Raw genomic sequence first — 14,303 nt, forward strand, 5'->3', positions numbered from 1 at the left:
CACGCGGTCACCCCGTCACGAACACCCGGTGCCGAGCGGGGTGATGGTGAGCCGGTCGCCCTTGTCGGTGTTCGTGGCGGTGTCGTAGGTGGCGGCGTCCACCCGGTACCAGACGTCGTCGAGGCGTACGCACCAGCGCTCGGTGCGGATGACCCGGTGGTAAGTCTCCGTGCCGCGACGGACCTTGTGGCAGTCCCGGTAGTGCTCGGTGGTGTACCAGCTGCGGGTGGTCGTGCGCTTGCCGGAGTGGCTGGAGGACGTGTGCCGCACCCGGCGTGTGCGGTCGGTGCACGCGTCGACCATGCGGGCCCGCGTGGCGGGGACCGTCTTGCGGGGGTCGTGGCGGTAGGTGTCGAGCACGCCGGCGACGGTGTCGTCCGGGGCCTGTTGCGCGTCGGCGGAGCCGCCGGAGCCGCCCTGGGCGACCATCGGATCGGTGGAGCCGGAGGCGCCGGACCCCGACGGGGTGCCGGCGCACGCGCCCAGCAGGGCGGCCAGGATGAGGGCTGCCACAGCGGTGGCGCCCGGTCGGAGACGTCTGTGCACGGGTGTCGCGTGTCCTCTTCGTGACGGGCCGCCCGGCTCGGGCGGCGCCGTCATTCATACACCCTGTGCAGGCACCTCCGGCGCCGCCGAATGCCGATGACCCGTCAGACCTTGTACGGGCAGCCGTCAGTGGTCGTCCCAGTGCCCCTCGTGCGCCGCGTGGCGGTGCCCGTCGTGGACGTAGTCGGTGTGGTCGCCGTGCCGTACGGCGACATGGCCGCAGCCGTCGCCGTGCTGGTGGGAGTGCTCCCCGTGGGTGACGTGGGCGGTCGTGTCGCACTCGTCGACGTGGCCCTCGTGGGAGCGGTGGACGTGTCCGTCATGGGCGTAGTCGGTGTGGTCGCCGTGCCGGAAGGCGGCGTGGCCGCAGTTCTCGCCGTGGACGTGCTCGTGGCTGTCGTGGGGGTGGTGCGGGCTTGCCATGGTGGACTCCTGGTTCCTCTCTCTCGTCCGCCGGCCGGGCGGCGGACCGCGATCCGGCGGTGACACTAACCCGCCCCTGTTCATGTCGTTATGTCCGACACGGCCTCCTCGTCGGCCCACCCGCCCGGACGGCGCGTCAGATCACGCGGATGCCGATGACGCAGGCGTCGTCGTCGGTGTCGGACCGGCTGTCGGCGAGGAGCCGGTCGAGGCGCTGCTCCAGGGAGGACGACGGGTCGGCGCCGCGGGCGGTCGCCAGCAGATGGGCCACCGAGTCGGTCACCGAACTGTCGCGGCGCTCGATCAGGCCGTCGGTGTACATCAGCAGCGTGTCCCCCGGTCGCAGGCGGACCTCCTGCTCCTCGTACCCGGTCGCGGGAACCGCGCCGATCAGCATGCCCCGCCCCGGCGACAGGGTGCTCGCCTCATCCCCCCGCAGCAGGGCCGGGGGCAGGTGGCCGGCCCGCGCCCAGCGCAGCGTGCGCGTCGCGGGGATGTACAGGCCGCAGACGACGGTGGCCGTGATCCGGTCGGTCAGGTGGTACGCCACGACGTTGAGCCAGGAGAGCAGTTGCCCGGGGCCCGCGCCGGTGACGGCGAGCCCGCGCAGGGCGTTGCGCAGGACGACCATGCTCGTCGCGGCCTCGATCCCGTGCCCCGCGACGTCGCCGACGCACAGCAGGACATGGTCCGAGGGCAGCACGACCGCGTCGTACCAGTCCCCGCCGACCAGGGACTCCGTCTCCGCGGGGCGGTACCGCACGGCCACCTCCAGGCCGGGGGCGTCCAGCGGTCCGCGCGTGGGAGGCATGATGGCGTGCTGCAACTGCAGGGCCAGCCGGTCGCGTTCGGCGGCCTGCTCCTCGGAGTGCGCGAGCCGGTCCTGGGTCGCGGCGAGCGCCACCTCCGTCCAGTGCTGGGAGGAGACGTCCTGGTAGGCCCCGTGTACGGCGAGCAGCCGGCCGTCGGCGTCCAGCACCGGTTCGGCGAAGACGCGGATGTGCCGGGTGACGCCGTCGGGGCGCCGCAGCCGGAACGCGACGGAGGCGGGCCGGTGGCGGCGCGAGACGGTACGCAGGAACCGGCCGATCGCCGCGGCGTCGTCGGCGTGGGCGTGCAGACGCAGGTCCTCCAGCGGCACCGGCGCGGAGTGCTCGTTCCTGCCGTACAGGGTGAACAGCTCGCTGTTCCAGGTGATCTCGCCGGTGCGGACGTTCTCCTCGAAACCCCCGAGCCCCCCGAGCCGCTGGGCGGGCTGCAGGAGGCCGGCCGGCCGGGCCGTCTCGTCCTCGACACGCCAGATCAGCAGCAGGTGCGGACCGTGCCGGCTGAGGCCCACCTCGGCGACGACGGTCAGCGGCACGTGCTCGACGAGCGAGCTGAAGGCCACGTGCCGGGCGCGGAAGGGTTCGCCGGTGGCGTGGACGTGCACGGCCTTGTCGAAGGGGTTGCCGTCCGCCGCGGCCGAGGGGTAGGCCTCCAGCAGGGTGGCCCCGCTGACGGCGCCACGCGGGCGGCCGGCAGGATCCACGAAGTGCTCGTTGGTGTGGCGGATGCGGAAGTCGGTCACGCTGCCGTCGGCGCCGGTGAGCGGCGTGAGCACCAGTGCGGGAGCGGGGACCGCGTCGCAGATGTCGATCAGTTCGTCGACGGGCAGCGGGCCCTGTGCGGCGGGGACCGCGACCAGGGTGTGGGCGGACAGGTCGGCCAGGGCGCCGATCTGCCGCAGGAGCGCAGGGGAGAGCGGGGGCGGCGCGTCCGGCCAGCAGATCTCCAGGACGACATCCACGCGGCCGCCCGCGCCCGCCGGCACCGCGATGCGGCCGCCGGCGCCGCCCTCCGGCCGGATCGAGGGAACCGCTTCCGGTACGGGGGAAACGGGGAACGAGCACGCCCGGCGCTCGTCCATGGCGCGGTGGGCGACGGTCGCCACGGCGGGCGGCACGTACCGCCAGCGCTGTGCCTCCGCCTCGGTGAATCCGGCATGGCCGGCCAGCGTGAGGGAGGCGTCGGGTCCGGCCGCCCAGATCGCCACCGCGCAGGCGCCCAGCGGGGCCAGGGCGTGCTCCAGCAGCGATGCCGCGACGGTCTGGGTGTCCGTGGCGGCCAGGGCGCCGCTCTCCGCCGTGCGCAGGCGCACTCCGGGCGGGGAGCCGCCGGCGCCCGCCTGTCCCGCCGCGGGTCCGCGCGCCGCCACGTCGCCGACCGCCACGTCGCCAACCGCCACGTCGCCAACCGCCTCGGCGATGCGGTCGTGCGCCGCGTCGTTGACCACGTCCGCCGCCAGTTCCAGCCGCGAGACGCCCGCCGCGTCGGCGAGTCGCGTCAGCTGGCGGGCCGCCTCGGCGGGGCCGCAGCCCAGCCGCGCCACGAGCACCCCTTTGGCCAGTTCGACCAGGGCCCGGCCGTCCGCCACGGCCTGCGCCTCCTGCAACTCGCGCCGCAGACGTTCCACGGTGGCGGCGAGCCGCTCCACGACGGCCGCGGACGGCGCCGCCTCCGGCCGGACGGGCTCCGGGGCGTCGGGGGCGGTCACGGCGCCGGCGGTCCCTCGGACGGTGCGGGCCGCGTCATGGGGCCATCCAGTAGCGCACCCGGGCGATCAGGTCGTCGGCGTCGAAGGGCTTGGTGACGTAGTCGCTCGCCCCCGCGGCCAGGTTCTTCTCGCGGTCGCCCGGCATCGCCTTGGCGGTGACGGCGATGATGGGCAGCCCGGCGTACTCGGGCATGCCGCGGATCTCGGCGGTCGCCGTGTAGCCGTCCATCTCCGGCATCATCACGTCCATCAGGACGAGGCCGACCTCGGGGTGGGCGAGGAGTGTCTCGATGCCGCTGCGGCCGTTGTCCGCGCGCAGCACGCGGATGCCCTGCAGTTCCAGAATGCCGGTGATGGCGAACATGTTGCGGGCGTCGTCGTCCACCACCAGGACCGTCCGGCCGGCCAGGGACGGCGGGGCGGGCTCGTCGGACTCGGTCTGTTGCGGCGCCTCCTGCCGCGTCGCCTCCCGCGGCCGGGGCGCGAGCGGTACGTCCGCGGACCGCCGGGCGGACAGGTGCGCGGCGATGCGCTCGCGCAGTTCGTCGAGGCCGGTGAGCAGTTCCACCCGCCGCGCGCCGGCCTGGGCCCGCAGGACCGGGTCCGCCGCGGTGTCGCCTGAGCCGCCGCGGTAGGCCAGGACGGGAACGGACGCCAGCACCTCGTGCTGCCGCATCTCCCGGACGATGCGGGAGGCCTCGTCCGGCAGGCCGAGGTCGAGCACGACACACTCGACGAGCCCGGTGGGTTCGGCGGCGAGCACGGCGGCCGCCTCCGGGGCGCCCACGGCGGTGACGATGGCGACGGCCTCCTCCGGCGGCGGCGTGCCGGGGCCGGTCACCAGCTCGGCGAGCGCGCTCTCGGCGACCAGCGAGAGCAGCCCGCGGGGACGCGGTTCGACCACCAGCAGCAGGCGTTCCGGCCGGGGCGCCCTGTCGTCCGTGACCGCGCCGGTGACCGCGCCGGTGTTGGCGTCGGCGGTCGCGCCGTCGTCGCAGCAGGGCTCCATGGCCGCGGCGCGGCCGAGGGCCGGTTCCGGCTCCGCCGACGGCGGCTGCCCTGGTGCGGCGCGGGGTGTACGCGCGACGGGCAGATAGAGGGTGAAGGTGCTGCCGCTGCCGAGCGTGCTGCGGGCCGTGACGGCGCCGCCCAGCAGGGTGGCGATCTCGCGGCTGATGGACAGGCCGAGGCCGGTGCCGCCGTACTTGCGGCTGGTGGTGCCGTCGGCCTGCTGGAACGCGCCGAAGATCGTCTCCAGTTGCCGGTCGGCGATGCCGATCCCGGTGTCCGTGACGCGGAACGCGATCGCCCCGTCCTCCGCGTCGACGACGGGGGGCGGTTCGCCGGCCGCCGCCGGCTCGACGCGCAGCTGCACCTGTCCCTCCTCGGTGAACTTCACCGCGTTGGAGAGCAGGTTGCGCAGCACCTGCCGCAGCCGGGCCTCGTCGGTGCGGAGTTCGCCCGGTACCCCGGGCCCGGCCACGACGTCGAACGCGAGCCCCTTCTCTGTGGTCATCGGCCGGAACGTCGCCTCGATGTACTCCACGATGCGCCGCAGCGGGATCCGTTCGACGTTGACGTCCATCTTCCCGGCCTCGATCTTGGACAGGTCGAGGATGTCGTTGATCAGCTGCAGCAGATCCGAGCCGGCCGAGTGGATGATGCCCGCGTACTCGACCTGCTTGGGCGTCAGATTGCGGGTCGCGTTCTGCGCCAGCAACTGGGCCAGGACGAGGAGGCTGTTGAGCGGCGTGCGCAGTTCGTGGCTCATGTTTGCCAGGAACTCGGACTTGTACGTCGAGGCGAGGTCCAGCTCGCGGGCACGGGTCTCCAGTTCCTGGCGGGCCTGCTCGATCTCCAGGTTCTTGATCTCGATGTCGCGGTTCTGGGCGGCCAGCAGTGTGGCCTTCTCCTCCAGCTCGGCGTTGGAGCGCTGCAACTCGTCCTGCTGCACCTGCAGTTCCTCGGAGCGGGCGCGCAGTTCCCCGGCCAGGCGCTGGGACTCCTCCAGCAGTTCGTCGGTGCGGGCGTTGGCCAGGATGGTGCTGACGTTGACGCCGATGGTCTCCCTCAGCTGCTCCAGGAAGTCGAGGTGCACGGGCGTGAAGCCCGAGAAGGAGGCCAGTTCGATCACGCCGAGCACCTGGTCCTCGGCCACGACCGGCAGCACGACGAGGCCGGTGGGGGCCGCCGCCCCCAGTCCGGAGGAGATGACGTAGCCCGCGGGCACCTCGTCGACGGCGATCGTGCGGCGGCTGCGCGCGACCTGGCCGACCAGGGACTCGCCCAGCCCGAAGCGCTCCCCCGCGCCGGGCCCGGCCGGCCGTCCGTAGGAGCCGACCAGCCGCAGGACGGTGGCGTCGGCGGTCTCCTCGGCGAGGTAGAAGGCGCCGTACTGGGCGTCGACGAGGGGCGTCAGCTCGTCCATGACGAGTTCCGCCACCACGTCCAGCTCCCGGTGGCCCTGGAGCAGTCCGGAGATGCGCGCCAGGTTCGACTTCAGCCAGTCCTGCTCGCGGTTGGCGCGGGTGCTCTCGCGCAGGGAGCCGACCATGGCGTTGATGTTGTCCTTGAGTTCGGCGACCTCCCCGGAGGCGTCCACGGTGATCGAGCGGGTGAGGTCCCCCTCGGCGACCGCGCTGGCGACCTCGGCGATCGCCCGCACCTGCCGGGTCAGATTGCCCGCGAGTTCGTTGACGTTCTCCGTGAGGCGCTTCCAGGTGCCGGACACGCCTTCCACCTCGGCCTGTCCGCCGAGCCGCCCTTCGCTGCCGACCTCGCGGGCGACCCGGGTGACCTCGGCGGCGAAGGCGGAGAGCTGGTCGACCATGGTGTTGATGGTGGTCTTCAGCTCCAGGATCTCGCCCCGCGCGTCCACGTCGATCTTCCGCGACAGGTCTCCCCTGGCGACCGCGGTGGTGACCTGGGCGATGTTCCGCACCTGACCGGTCAGGTTGTTCGCCATGGAGTTGACGTTGTCGGTCAGGTCCTTCCAGGTCCCGGCCACGTTGGGCACCCGGGCCTGACCGCCGAGCCGTCCCTCGGTCCCGACCTCGCGGGCAACCCGGGTCACCTCGCCGGCGAACGCGGAGAGCGTGTCGACCATGGTGTTGATGACCCCGGCCAGGGCGGCCACCTCGCCCTTCGCCTCGACCGTGATCTTCTGCGACAGGTCGCCGCGGGCCACCGCGGTGGCCACCTGGGCGATGGAGCGGACCTGGCCGGTGAGGTTGGACGCCATCACGTTGACGTTGTCGGTGAGGTCCTTCCACGTGCCGGACACGCCGCGCACGGTGGCCTGGCCGCCGAGGTTCCCCTCGGTGCCGACGTCCCGGGCCACCCGCGTCACCTCGTCCGCGAAGGCCGACAGCTGGTCGACCATCGTGTTGACGGTCTCCTTCAGCTCCAGGATCTCGCCCCGCGCGTCCACCCTGATCTTCTGCGACAGGTCGCCCCCGGCGACCGCCGTGGCCACCTGCGCGATGTTGCGCACCTGGGCGGTCAGATTGCCCGCCATGGAGTTCACGGAGTCCGTCAGGTCCCGCCAGGTGCCGGAGACGCCCTGCACGTCGGCCTGGCCACCGAGGTTCCCCTCGGTCCCGACCTCCCTGGCCACCCGCGTCACCTCGTCCGCGAACGAGGAGAGCTGGTCGACCATCGTATTGACGGTCTCCTTCAGCTCCAGGATCTCGCCCCGCGCGTCCACGTCGATCTTCTGGGACAGGTCGCCCCTGGCGACCGCGGTGGTGACCTGCGCGATGTTCCGCACCTGGGCGGTCAGATTGCCCGCCATCGCGTTGACGGAGTCCGTCAGGTCCGCCCACGTCCCCGACACGGCGGGCACGTCCGCCTGGCCGCCCAGCGTGCCCTCGGTGCCGACCTCCCGGGCCACCCGGGTCACCTCGGAGGTGAACAGCGACAGCTGGTCGACCATGCCGTTGAACACCGTGGCGATCTCCGCCAGCAGACCGTCACCGCCACCGGGCAGGCGCGTTCCGAAGTCGCCGTCGCGCACCGCGGTCAGACCCGCGAGCAGTTGCCGCAGTTCCGGCTCCTCCACCGACATGCCGGCCTCGTTCCCGTCGCCTACTGGGTGCGTGTGGCACATGAGCGGCTCATGTGGTCGCCACCCCCGCCCGGTCGCTGCGGGGCGGACGATCGGCAGGGCCACTTCCCAGTAGACCGCCGGGGAGGCGTGAGTGCTACGTCAGTGCCGAGGCCGTGGCGGAGGGCGGCACCGGCAGGCGGTGCCGCCCTCCGCCGTTCCCGTCCCGTCCGGCGGTCCGCGCGTGGACCCACCGGGGGGCTTCCGGCGGGGCGTCGCTCAGACGCGGCGGCCCGGCGTGGGGTGGTCGGGCATCTCGCGTCGCATGCGGCTCACGCCGGGGCGCATCGTGGCCGCCGCCAGCGCGAGTGCCAGCATGATCACGCCGACGATCACATTGTTGATGATCGTGCGGGTCGTGGCGACGCCTCCCGCGATGCACCACGGCGAGATGATCGTCCACAGACCGATGATCGCCGCGGCCCACGCCATGGAGTGCGTGCGCTCGAACGCCCGGCCCACGCCGCCCATCAGCATGGCGTACGCGACGCCGGCGATCAGATTGGCGACCGCTATCGTCGACAGGCCGTTGAAGCCGACGATCCATGGAGACGCGGCCAGGTAGGTGCCTGTGACAAGGCCCATGGCCTCGATCGCCTGCCCCCGGTTGGTCGCCGTCGTCCGCTCGTACTCGGCGCGGAGCTCAAGAAGGTCCGGGTGCTCCTCGATGCTCGGTCGCGTGTAGGCCATCGAAACCATCTCCGCTCATTTCGGGCTTTTCGACCATCCAATACCCCTGTTGGGGCAATTGAGTCGTCCGAATCGACATGGATTGGCGTGGGCACGGCGGCGTCGGGTCAAGTTAAGGCCAACGATCACGAAAGGCTCCTCCGAGACCACGGACAGTCACCGGATTCGCGGGGTCAGGGGCGTCGCCCCGCGCATCCGGGATCTGCGACGCGGGCGCCGCGTCCTGGGCCGACGGGCCGCCTTCGCCGCATTCGTCGCAGCGGTCCACAAGGCCCTCACCAGGGGCTGAACCCACCTTCCCTCCCGGGCCCGCGGCACGGAGGGCACGGATGGCACGATGGGCGGGCAGGCTCGCCGAGGGGAAGGCTCCACAGCAATGTCCTTGATCCACCGCACCACGCTGTCGCCCACCAAGCTGGAACTGCTCACCCAGTGGCTCCCCGGGCAGCCCTGGTACGCGGGCGCCGGCTCGGGCCGGCAGCCGGAGCCGGCCAAGGCCGGTGGCTTCCGTCTGGACGATCCCCAGGGCGAGGTCGGCCTGGAGTTCATGGTGGTGACCGACGGCAGCGGTGAGACTGCGGTGGCGTACCACGTGCCCCTCGCCTACCGGGCGGCCCCGCTGACCGGGGCCGAGCACGCCCTGATCGGCACGACCGAGCACGGCGTGCTGGGGAAGCGCTGGGTGTACGACGGTGCCCACGACCCGGTGCTCGTGGCCCAGTTGACGGCCTTCGTCCGTGGTGAGGCGCGGGCACAGGCGCAAAGCGTGAGCGACACCCCCGATCCCACGGTCGGCCGCTCCTGGACCGGGCCCGCGCAGGCCCCCGCCTTCGGCTCCGGCACCGTGGTGGACGGCCCGGCCGGCACCACCGACGTTGTCCTGGACGGCGGCCCGGACGGGCGGCTGGTCCTGCGGGTGGTGCGCGCGCTGCGGCCGGGCACGCACGCCGCGGCGGAGGGCGGCGTACTCGGACACGTCGACGGCCGTTGGCAGCAGCCTGACGGCAGCGAGGTCCGGGCCGTCCTCGCCACCCTCCACGGCGGGGAGCCCACCGCCTGACGGCGGCCCGTCACGGCGCCCAGACGCGGGCCGCGTAGTCCAGGAAATTGCGGCCGAGGATCTTCTCGATCCGCTCCGAGCGGTAGCCGCGGCGTTCCAGGAGCCGGATCAGTTCCCGGAACTGGTCGACTCCGCGCAGGTCGACCGCGAAGGGGTAGGTGTCGGCGCGCTCCCCCGCGGCGCCGACGCCGGCCTCGCGCCGCCGGCCGACGTGCTCTGCGAGTACGGCGCGGTAGGCGTCGAGGTCGTCGATCGCGGTGATCGTGCCGTCGGTGCCGATACCGACGTGGTCCTCACCGCAGACGTTGACGGCGTGGTCGATGTGCTCGACGACGTCGGCGGCGCGGGCGTGTCCCGACGGACTGAGGAAAGGCATGAATTGACATCCTCTCCGCCCTAAAGGACGGAGATTCGGTCATCGGCCTTCCTCGAACTCGGCGCGGTCGAAGCGGTGGCCACGCTTGACGGTCAGGGTGACGCTGCGCAGATTGCCGATGTCGCGCAGCGGATCCTCCTCCAGGACCGCGAAGCAGGCCAGTTTCCCCGCCTCGACGCTGCCCATGGTCGCCTCGGTGCCGGCGGCCCGTGCGCCGGTCAGCGTCGCCGAACGCAGCACGTCCTCGGGCGGGATGCCGCAGTGCCGTACGAGGAAGGCCAGTTCCTCGTGGAGGGCGGGGAACGGGTCCGCCGCGGGCGTCTCGTAGTCGGTGCCGGTCGAGATGGCCACGCCGGCCCGGTGGGCCTGCGCGGTGACGGCCGCGGCCAGCGCGGAGTCGGCGCGGGCCCGTTCGGCGGACTCCGGGGTGTCACCGGCCAGTTCGGCGCTCGCCCACATGCCGGCGGTCGCGTCCAGCACGGTCCCGCGCCGGCGCATCAGGGCGAACAGTTCGGCCAGTCGCGGGTCGTCGCCCGCGGCGAACCGGGCGCGGTCGACGGGCGGTTTGTCCTTGTAGCTGGTCAGCGTTCCCGCGGCGGCGCCCTCATGGGCGAGCAGGGTGACGTGGGAGACGCTGTCCACGCCGGCCGCGACGACCTGGCCGGGCGTGGCCGGGAAGACCGTGGCGTGGGCCCAGACGGCGAGGTTCTGGCGATGGGCCTCGGCGGTGACGGCGGCGACCAGGGTCTCGTCCAGATCGGCGTAGATCTTGATCGCGGCGGCGTGGGTGCCGCGCGCCACGGCCACGGCCAGCCGCAGGTCGGTGCGCGAGGTGATCGCCTGCATCCATGGCACCTCACCGGGCACCGCGCCCCGGGAGACCTGGTGGGTGCGCGGGTCGTCGAAGAACCCGGGGCCCGCCATCAGGGCGGCGTAGCGGATGTCCGGGCCGGGGATCTCGCCGACCAGGGTGGCCCTGGCCAGGTCGCCCACCTGACGCAGGTCGTCGGCCATGTCCCGGACCGCGGTGACTCCGCCGTAGACCTGCCGGCGCAGTGCCGCCTCGGCGACGGCGCGGTCCGGCGGGGTGGCCAGGTGCTGGTGGGTGTCGATGAGACCGGGGATCACGAAGCGCCCGTCGAGGTCGAACACCTCCGCGTCGGCGGGGAGGCCGCCGGTCATCGCCGCGTCACGGCCCACGGCCCGGATGGTGCCGCCGTCGGTGACGATCGTCGTCCCGGGCCGGGGAGGACTGCCGGCGCCGTCGAAGAGGGTCGCGCCGCGGTACACCGCGACCGTGCCCGGGGGCGGTGGGGCATGGGGTGTGGGGGCGCCCGGGGGCTCGTCGGTCATGACCGTTCCACCTCTCCTCCGCTCTATCGTGTTACGGTGGATGCAACAGCTGTATCGTGATGGGAAACAGCCGGTACTGTACCCCCATCGCGCGTCAGCGCCGCGGGAACCCCGGAGGAGTGGCCGCGTATGTCCGACACCCCCCGCTCGGCGGTCGACAAGGCGCTCGACCTGGTCGAGGCCGTCGCCCGGGCGCCGCATCCTGCGCGTCTCACGGACCTGGCCGGCGAAGTGGGCCTGCACCGGGCGACCGCCTACCGGATCCTGCTGGACCTGGTGCGCCGCGGCTGGGTCCTGCGGGCCGGGGACCGCTACCTGCCCGGGACCGCCGTGCTGCGGATGTCCTCGGCCGCCGCGGGCAACTCCCTGACCGCGCTGGCCCGTCCCGTGCTGCGGGACCTGTCCGGCCGTACGGGCATGATGGCCAACCTCCAGGTACTGGAGACCGACCGCGCGCGCGTGGTCGACGTCGTCCGCCCCGACCGGCTCGCCATGATCAGCCACCTGAGGGACGAACTGCTGCCGGCGCACCGCTTCGCCGGGCCCCTGGCTCTGGTCGCCGCCCTCGAACCGGCGGCCCGCGCCGCGTACTTGCGTCCCGCCGAGGCCGACGGGCATCCCCTCGACGGGGAGGACGGGCTGCTGGCCGACATCGCGCGGATCGAGCGGACGGGCTTCGCCGTCGAACGGGGCCGCACCGACAAACTCGTCGCCTCGATCAGCCGGGTGGTGGTGCCGACGCCCGGCGCGCCCGTCTGCGCGCTGACCCTCGTCGGCCCTGACGCGGAGTTCGAGGCCGCGGGACCGGACCGGCTGTGCGGGCAACTGCGCGACGCCGCCGAGGAACTGGGGCGCATCCTGACCGCACCACGAGAGGGCACGCCATGAGCGGCACGAGCGCCACGAACGACGGAGTCCTGGTCCTGGACCGCGCGCGGACCCGCGCCGCGCTCGACACGCGCCGTGTGATGGAGGCCGTCGAAGCGGCGCTGATCGCCATCGGGCGTGGTGAGGTGTCCGCGCCGCCGCGGATCGCCGCACACACCCCGGCCGGGCTGCTGGGCGCCATGCCCGGCTGGGTCCCCGGGCTCGGCCTCGCGGCGAAGCTCGTCACGGTGACGGGCGACCCCGCCCGGCCGGGACGCAGCTCCCACCGCGGCATGGTGGCCCTGTTCGACGAGCACGACGGACGGCCCCTGGCGCTGATGGACGCGGAATCGCTCACCGCCGTACGCACCGCCGCGGCCGCCACGCACAGCGCGTGGGCGCTGGCCCGGCCCGGCGCCCGGCGGTTCACCGTCGTCGGCACCGGCGCGCAGGCCCGCGCCCAGATCGCACTGCTGGCCGAACTGCGGCCGGACGCCGAGGTCGTGGTGGCCGGGCGCGACCCGCTGCGGGCCCGGGAGGCCGCCGCCCTGCACCCCGCCGCCCACGTCGGGGACGGCATCGAGGCCGCCGTCCGCCGGGCCGACGTCGTCTTCTGCTGCACCGGCGCGACCAGCCCGGTGGTACGCCGCGCGTGGCTCGCGCCCGGCACGCACGTCAGCTCCGTGGGCGGCTCCCACGGCCCGGAGCTGGACGCCGACACGGTGCGGGACGCGACGCTCTTCGCCGAGTGGCCCGGCGCCGCCGTCTCCGCTCCCCCGGCCGGCGCGCACGAACTGCAGCGACTCTCCCCCGGCCGGCCCGTGGCCCTGCTCGGGTCCGTCCTGTCCGGCGACCACCCCGGCCGCGGCGACGGCGCCGGACTGACCGTCTTCAAGTCCACCGGCCACGCCGCCCTCGACGTCGCGGCGGCCCACGTGGCCCACGCCGTCGCGCGCTCCGCGGGATGGGGCACGATCGTGGACCTGTGATCCGCGGCCCGCGGTCCGGCACGGTTTCCGCCGACGACGCGGGCCCGTGCGGCGGTTGAAGCACGTGCGGCCCCCTCCACAGATCGACGACGGCGGCGCACAATGCGGATCGAACTACGTTCCGCGGGGCATGGATGTCCCGACACGGCGACGCAATCGGGAGGCGCCCGTGAAGGTGGCCCTGCTCACTCGTGAATACCCGCCGGACGTCTACGGCGGTGCCGGCGTCCATGTCGAGTTCCTCGCCCGTGAGCTACGGGCCCTGACGGACCTTCAGGTCCACTGCTGGGCCGGTGCGGAGGCGGACGACCCGGCCGGGGTGTTCCGGCACGCCGCGGACGGCGGCCTCGCCGGGTCCAACGAGGCGCTGCGGAGCCTGTCGGTCGACCTGTCGATGGCCGCCGCGCTGACCGGCCGCGACCTGGTCCACTCGCACACCTGGTACGCCAACCTCGGCGGCCACCTCGGCAAGCTCCTGCACGGCATCCCGCACGTGATGACCGCCCACTCGCTCGAGCCCCTGCGCCCCTGGAAGGCCGAGCAACTCGGCGGCGGCTACGCCCTGTCCGGCTGGGCCGAGCGCACCGCGATCGAGGCGGCCGACGCCGTCGTCGCCGTCTCGCACGGCATGCGTACGGACATCCTGGAGTCCTACCCGGCGCTGGACCCGTCCCGCGTGCACGTCGTGCACAACGGCATCGACACGCGGCTGTACCGGCCGGACCCGGACGAGTCCGTCCTGCACGCACAGGGCATCGACCCCGGCCGTCCGTACGCCCTGTTCGTCGGGCGCATCACCCGGCAGAAGGGCGTTCCCCATCTGCTGCGCGCCGCCCGCCGCCTGGACCCGGACATCCAGTTGGTGATGGCCGCCGGGGCTCCCGACACGCCCGCCATCGACGCGGAGTTCCGCGAGCTGGTGGAGCAACTGCGCGAGACGCGCAGCGGCGTGATCTGGATCCCGGGCATGCTGCCGCGCCCGGAGGTGGTGCAACTCCTCACCCACGCGGCGGTGTTCGTGTGCCCTTCGGTGTACGAGCCGCTGGGCATCGTGAACCTGGAGGCGATGGCCTGCGGCACCGCGGTCGTCGCCTCGGCCGTCGGCGGCATCCCCGAGGTGGTGCGGGACGGCGTCACCGGGGTACTCGTGCCGTACGAGGAGAAGGACCCGGCCGCCTTCGAGGAGGGCCTGGCGGCCGCCGTCAACGCCGTCGTGGGCGACTCCGCCACGGCCGCCCGGATGGGTGCGGCGGGCCGGGAGCGCGCGGTGGCCGAGTTCGGCTGGGACGCGGTGGCCCGCCGCACCGTGGACGTGTACGAGCGGGCCCTCGGGTGAGCGGGCGCGCGAAGGACCCGAG

At 73.5% G+C, this 14,303-nt stretch carries 11 protein-coding genes; 4 read left to right on the forward strand and 7 right to left on the reverse strand.

Annotated features, from left to right (window positions below):
- Positions 1-15: 15 nt before the first annotated feature.
- From ACFWVC_RS23210 to ACFWVC_RS23230, 5 genes are all read right to left on the reverse strand, one after another.
- Positions 16-513, reverse strand: a complete 498-nt coding sequence (locus tag ACFWVC_RS23210; RefSeq protein WP_384289140.1) for a hypothetical protein — start codon at positions 511-513, stop codon at positions 16-18.
- Between the two features lie 159 nt (positions 514-672).
- On the reverse strand, positions 673-969 hold the full coding sequence (locus ACFWVC_RS23215) for a hypothetical protein (RefSeq protein WP_384289142.1): 297 nt from the start codon (positions 967-969) through the stop codon (positions 673-675).
- A gap of 136 nt (positions 970-1,105) precedes the next feature.
- Entirely contained in the window at positions 1,106-3,505 is a 2,400-nt protein-coding gene (locus ACFWVC_RS23220) for a SpoIIE family protein phosphatase (RefSeq protein ID WP_384289144.1), read from the reverse strand.
- Positions 3,506-3,539: 34 nt separating this feature from the next.
- Positions 3,540-7,613 carry a HAMP domain-containing protein gene (locus ACFWVC_RS23225; RefSeq protein ID WP_384289147.1) on the reverse strand — a complete coding sequence of 1,358 codons (4,074 nt, stop codon included), beginning with the start codon at positions 7,611-7,613 and terminating at the stop codon, positions 3,540-3,542.
- Positions 7,614-7,829: 216 nt separating this feature from the next.
- Complete coding sequence (locus tag ACFWVC_RS23230; RefSeq protein ID WP_384289149.1) at positions 7,830-8,300, reverse strand: SPW repeat protein; 471 nt, start codon at positions 8,298-8,300, stop codon at positions 7,830-7,832.
- A gap of 376 nt (positions 8,301-8,676) precedes the next feature.
- Between ACFWVC_RS23230 and ACFWVC_RS23235 the strand changes: the two genes are divergently transcribed.
- Positions 8,677-9,360: a 1,4-alpha-glucan branching protein gene (locus ACFWVC_RS23235; protein ID WP_384289151.1), complete on the forward strand. Its 684-nt coding sequence runs from the start codon at positions 8,677-8,679 to the stop codon at positions 9,358-9,360.
- A 10-nt stretch (positions 9,361-9,370) separates the two neighbouring features.
- On the opposite strand, the gene ACFWVC_RS23240 is transcribed toward ACFWVC_RS23235, so the two are convergent.
- Both ACFWVC_RS23240 and ACFWVC_RS23245 read right to left on the reverse strand, forming a co-directional pair.
- On the reverse strand, positions 9,371-9,736 hold the full coding sequence (locus ACFWVC_RS23240) for a membrane dipeptidase (RefSeq protein ID WP_384289154.1): 366 nt from the start codon (positions 9,734-9,736) through the stop codon (positions 9,371-9,373).
- A 39-nt stretch (positions 9,737-9,775) separates the two neighbouring features.
- The gene (locus tag ACFWVC_RS23245; RefSeq protein ID WP_384289157.1) at positions 9,776-11,089 is read right to left on the reverse strand and encodes an amidohydrolase family protein; all 1,314 of its coding nucleotides are present in this window, start codon (positions 11,087-11,089) and stop codon (positions 9,776-9,778) included.
- A gap of 129 nt (positions 11,090-11,218) precedes the next feature.
- Here ACFWVC_RS23245 and ACFWVC_RS23250 point away from each other — a divergent pair, with 129 nt between their 5' ends.
- From ACFWVC_RS23250 to glgA, 3 genes are all read left to right on the forward strand, one after another.
- Positions 11,219-11,977 (forward strand): IclR family transcriptional regulator, encoded by a 759-nt coding sequence (locus tag ACFWVC_RS23250; RefSeq protein ID WP_384289160.1) that lies wholly within the window; start codon positions 11,219-11,221, stop codon positions 11,975-11,977.
- Entirely contained in the window at positions 11,974-12,945 is a 972-nt protein-coding gene (locus ACFWVC_RS23255) for an ornithine cyclodeaminase family protein (protein ID WP_384289163.1), read from the forward strand. The genes ACFWVC_RS23250 and ACFWVC_RS23255 overlap by 4 nt, the downstream gene beginning before the upstream one ends.
- Positions 12,946-13,114: 169 nt before the next feature.
- Positions 13,115-14,281 (forward strand): glycogen synthase, encoded by a 1,167-nt coding sequence (gene glgA / locus ACFWVC_RS23260; protein ID WP_384289165.1) that lies wholly within the window; start codon positions 13,115-13,117, stop codon positions 14,279-14,281.
- The last annotated feature ends 22 nt before the right edge of the window (positions 14,282-14,303 follow it).

This window comes from Streptomyces sp. NPDC058691 (assembly GCF_042714775.1).
In the GTDB taxonomy this organism is placed as follows: Bacteria; Actinomycetota; Actinomycetes; order Streptomycetales; family Streptomycetaceae; genus Actinacidiphila.

Excerpts from the sequence above, each read along its gene's own strand:
- ACFWVC_RS23215 (WP_384289142.1), bottom strand. The coding sequence starts at position 969 with ATGGCAAGCCCGCACCACCCCCACGACAGCCACGAGCACGTCCACGGC.
- ACFWVC_RS23225 (WP_384289147.1), bottom strand. The coding sequence starts at position 7,613 with ATGTGCCACACGCACCCAGTAGGCGACGGGAACGAGGCCGGCATGTCG.
- ACFWVC_RS23230 (WP_384289149.1), bottom strand. The coding sequence starts at position 8,300 with ATGGCCTACACGCGACCGAGCATCGAGGAGCACCCGGACCTTCTTGAG.
- ACFWVC_RS23235 (WP_384289151.1), top strand. The coding sequence starts at position 8,677 with ATGTCCTTGATCCACCGCACCACGCTGTCGCCCACCAAGCTGGAACTG.
- ACFWVC_RS23240 (WP_384289154.1), bottom strand. The coding sequence starts at position 9,736 with ATGCCTTTCCTCAGTCCGTCGGGACACGCCCGCGCCGCCGACGTCGTC.
- ACFWVC_RS23245 (WP_384289157.1), bottom strand. The coding sequence starts at position 11,089 with ATGACCGACGAGCCCCCGGGCGCCCCCACACCCCATGCCCCACCGCCC.
- ACFWVC_RS23250 (WP_384289160.1), top strand. The coding sequence starts at position 11,219 with ATGTCCGACACCCCCCGCTCGGCGGTCGACAAGGCGCTCGACCTGGTC.
- ACFWVC_RS23255 (WP_384289163.1), top strand. The coding sequence starts at position 11,974 with ATGAGCGGCACGAGCGCCACGAACGACGGAGTCCTGGTCCTGGACCGC.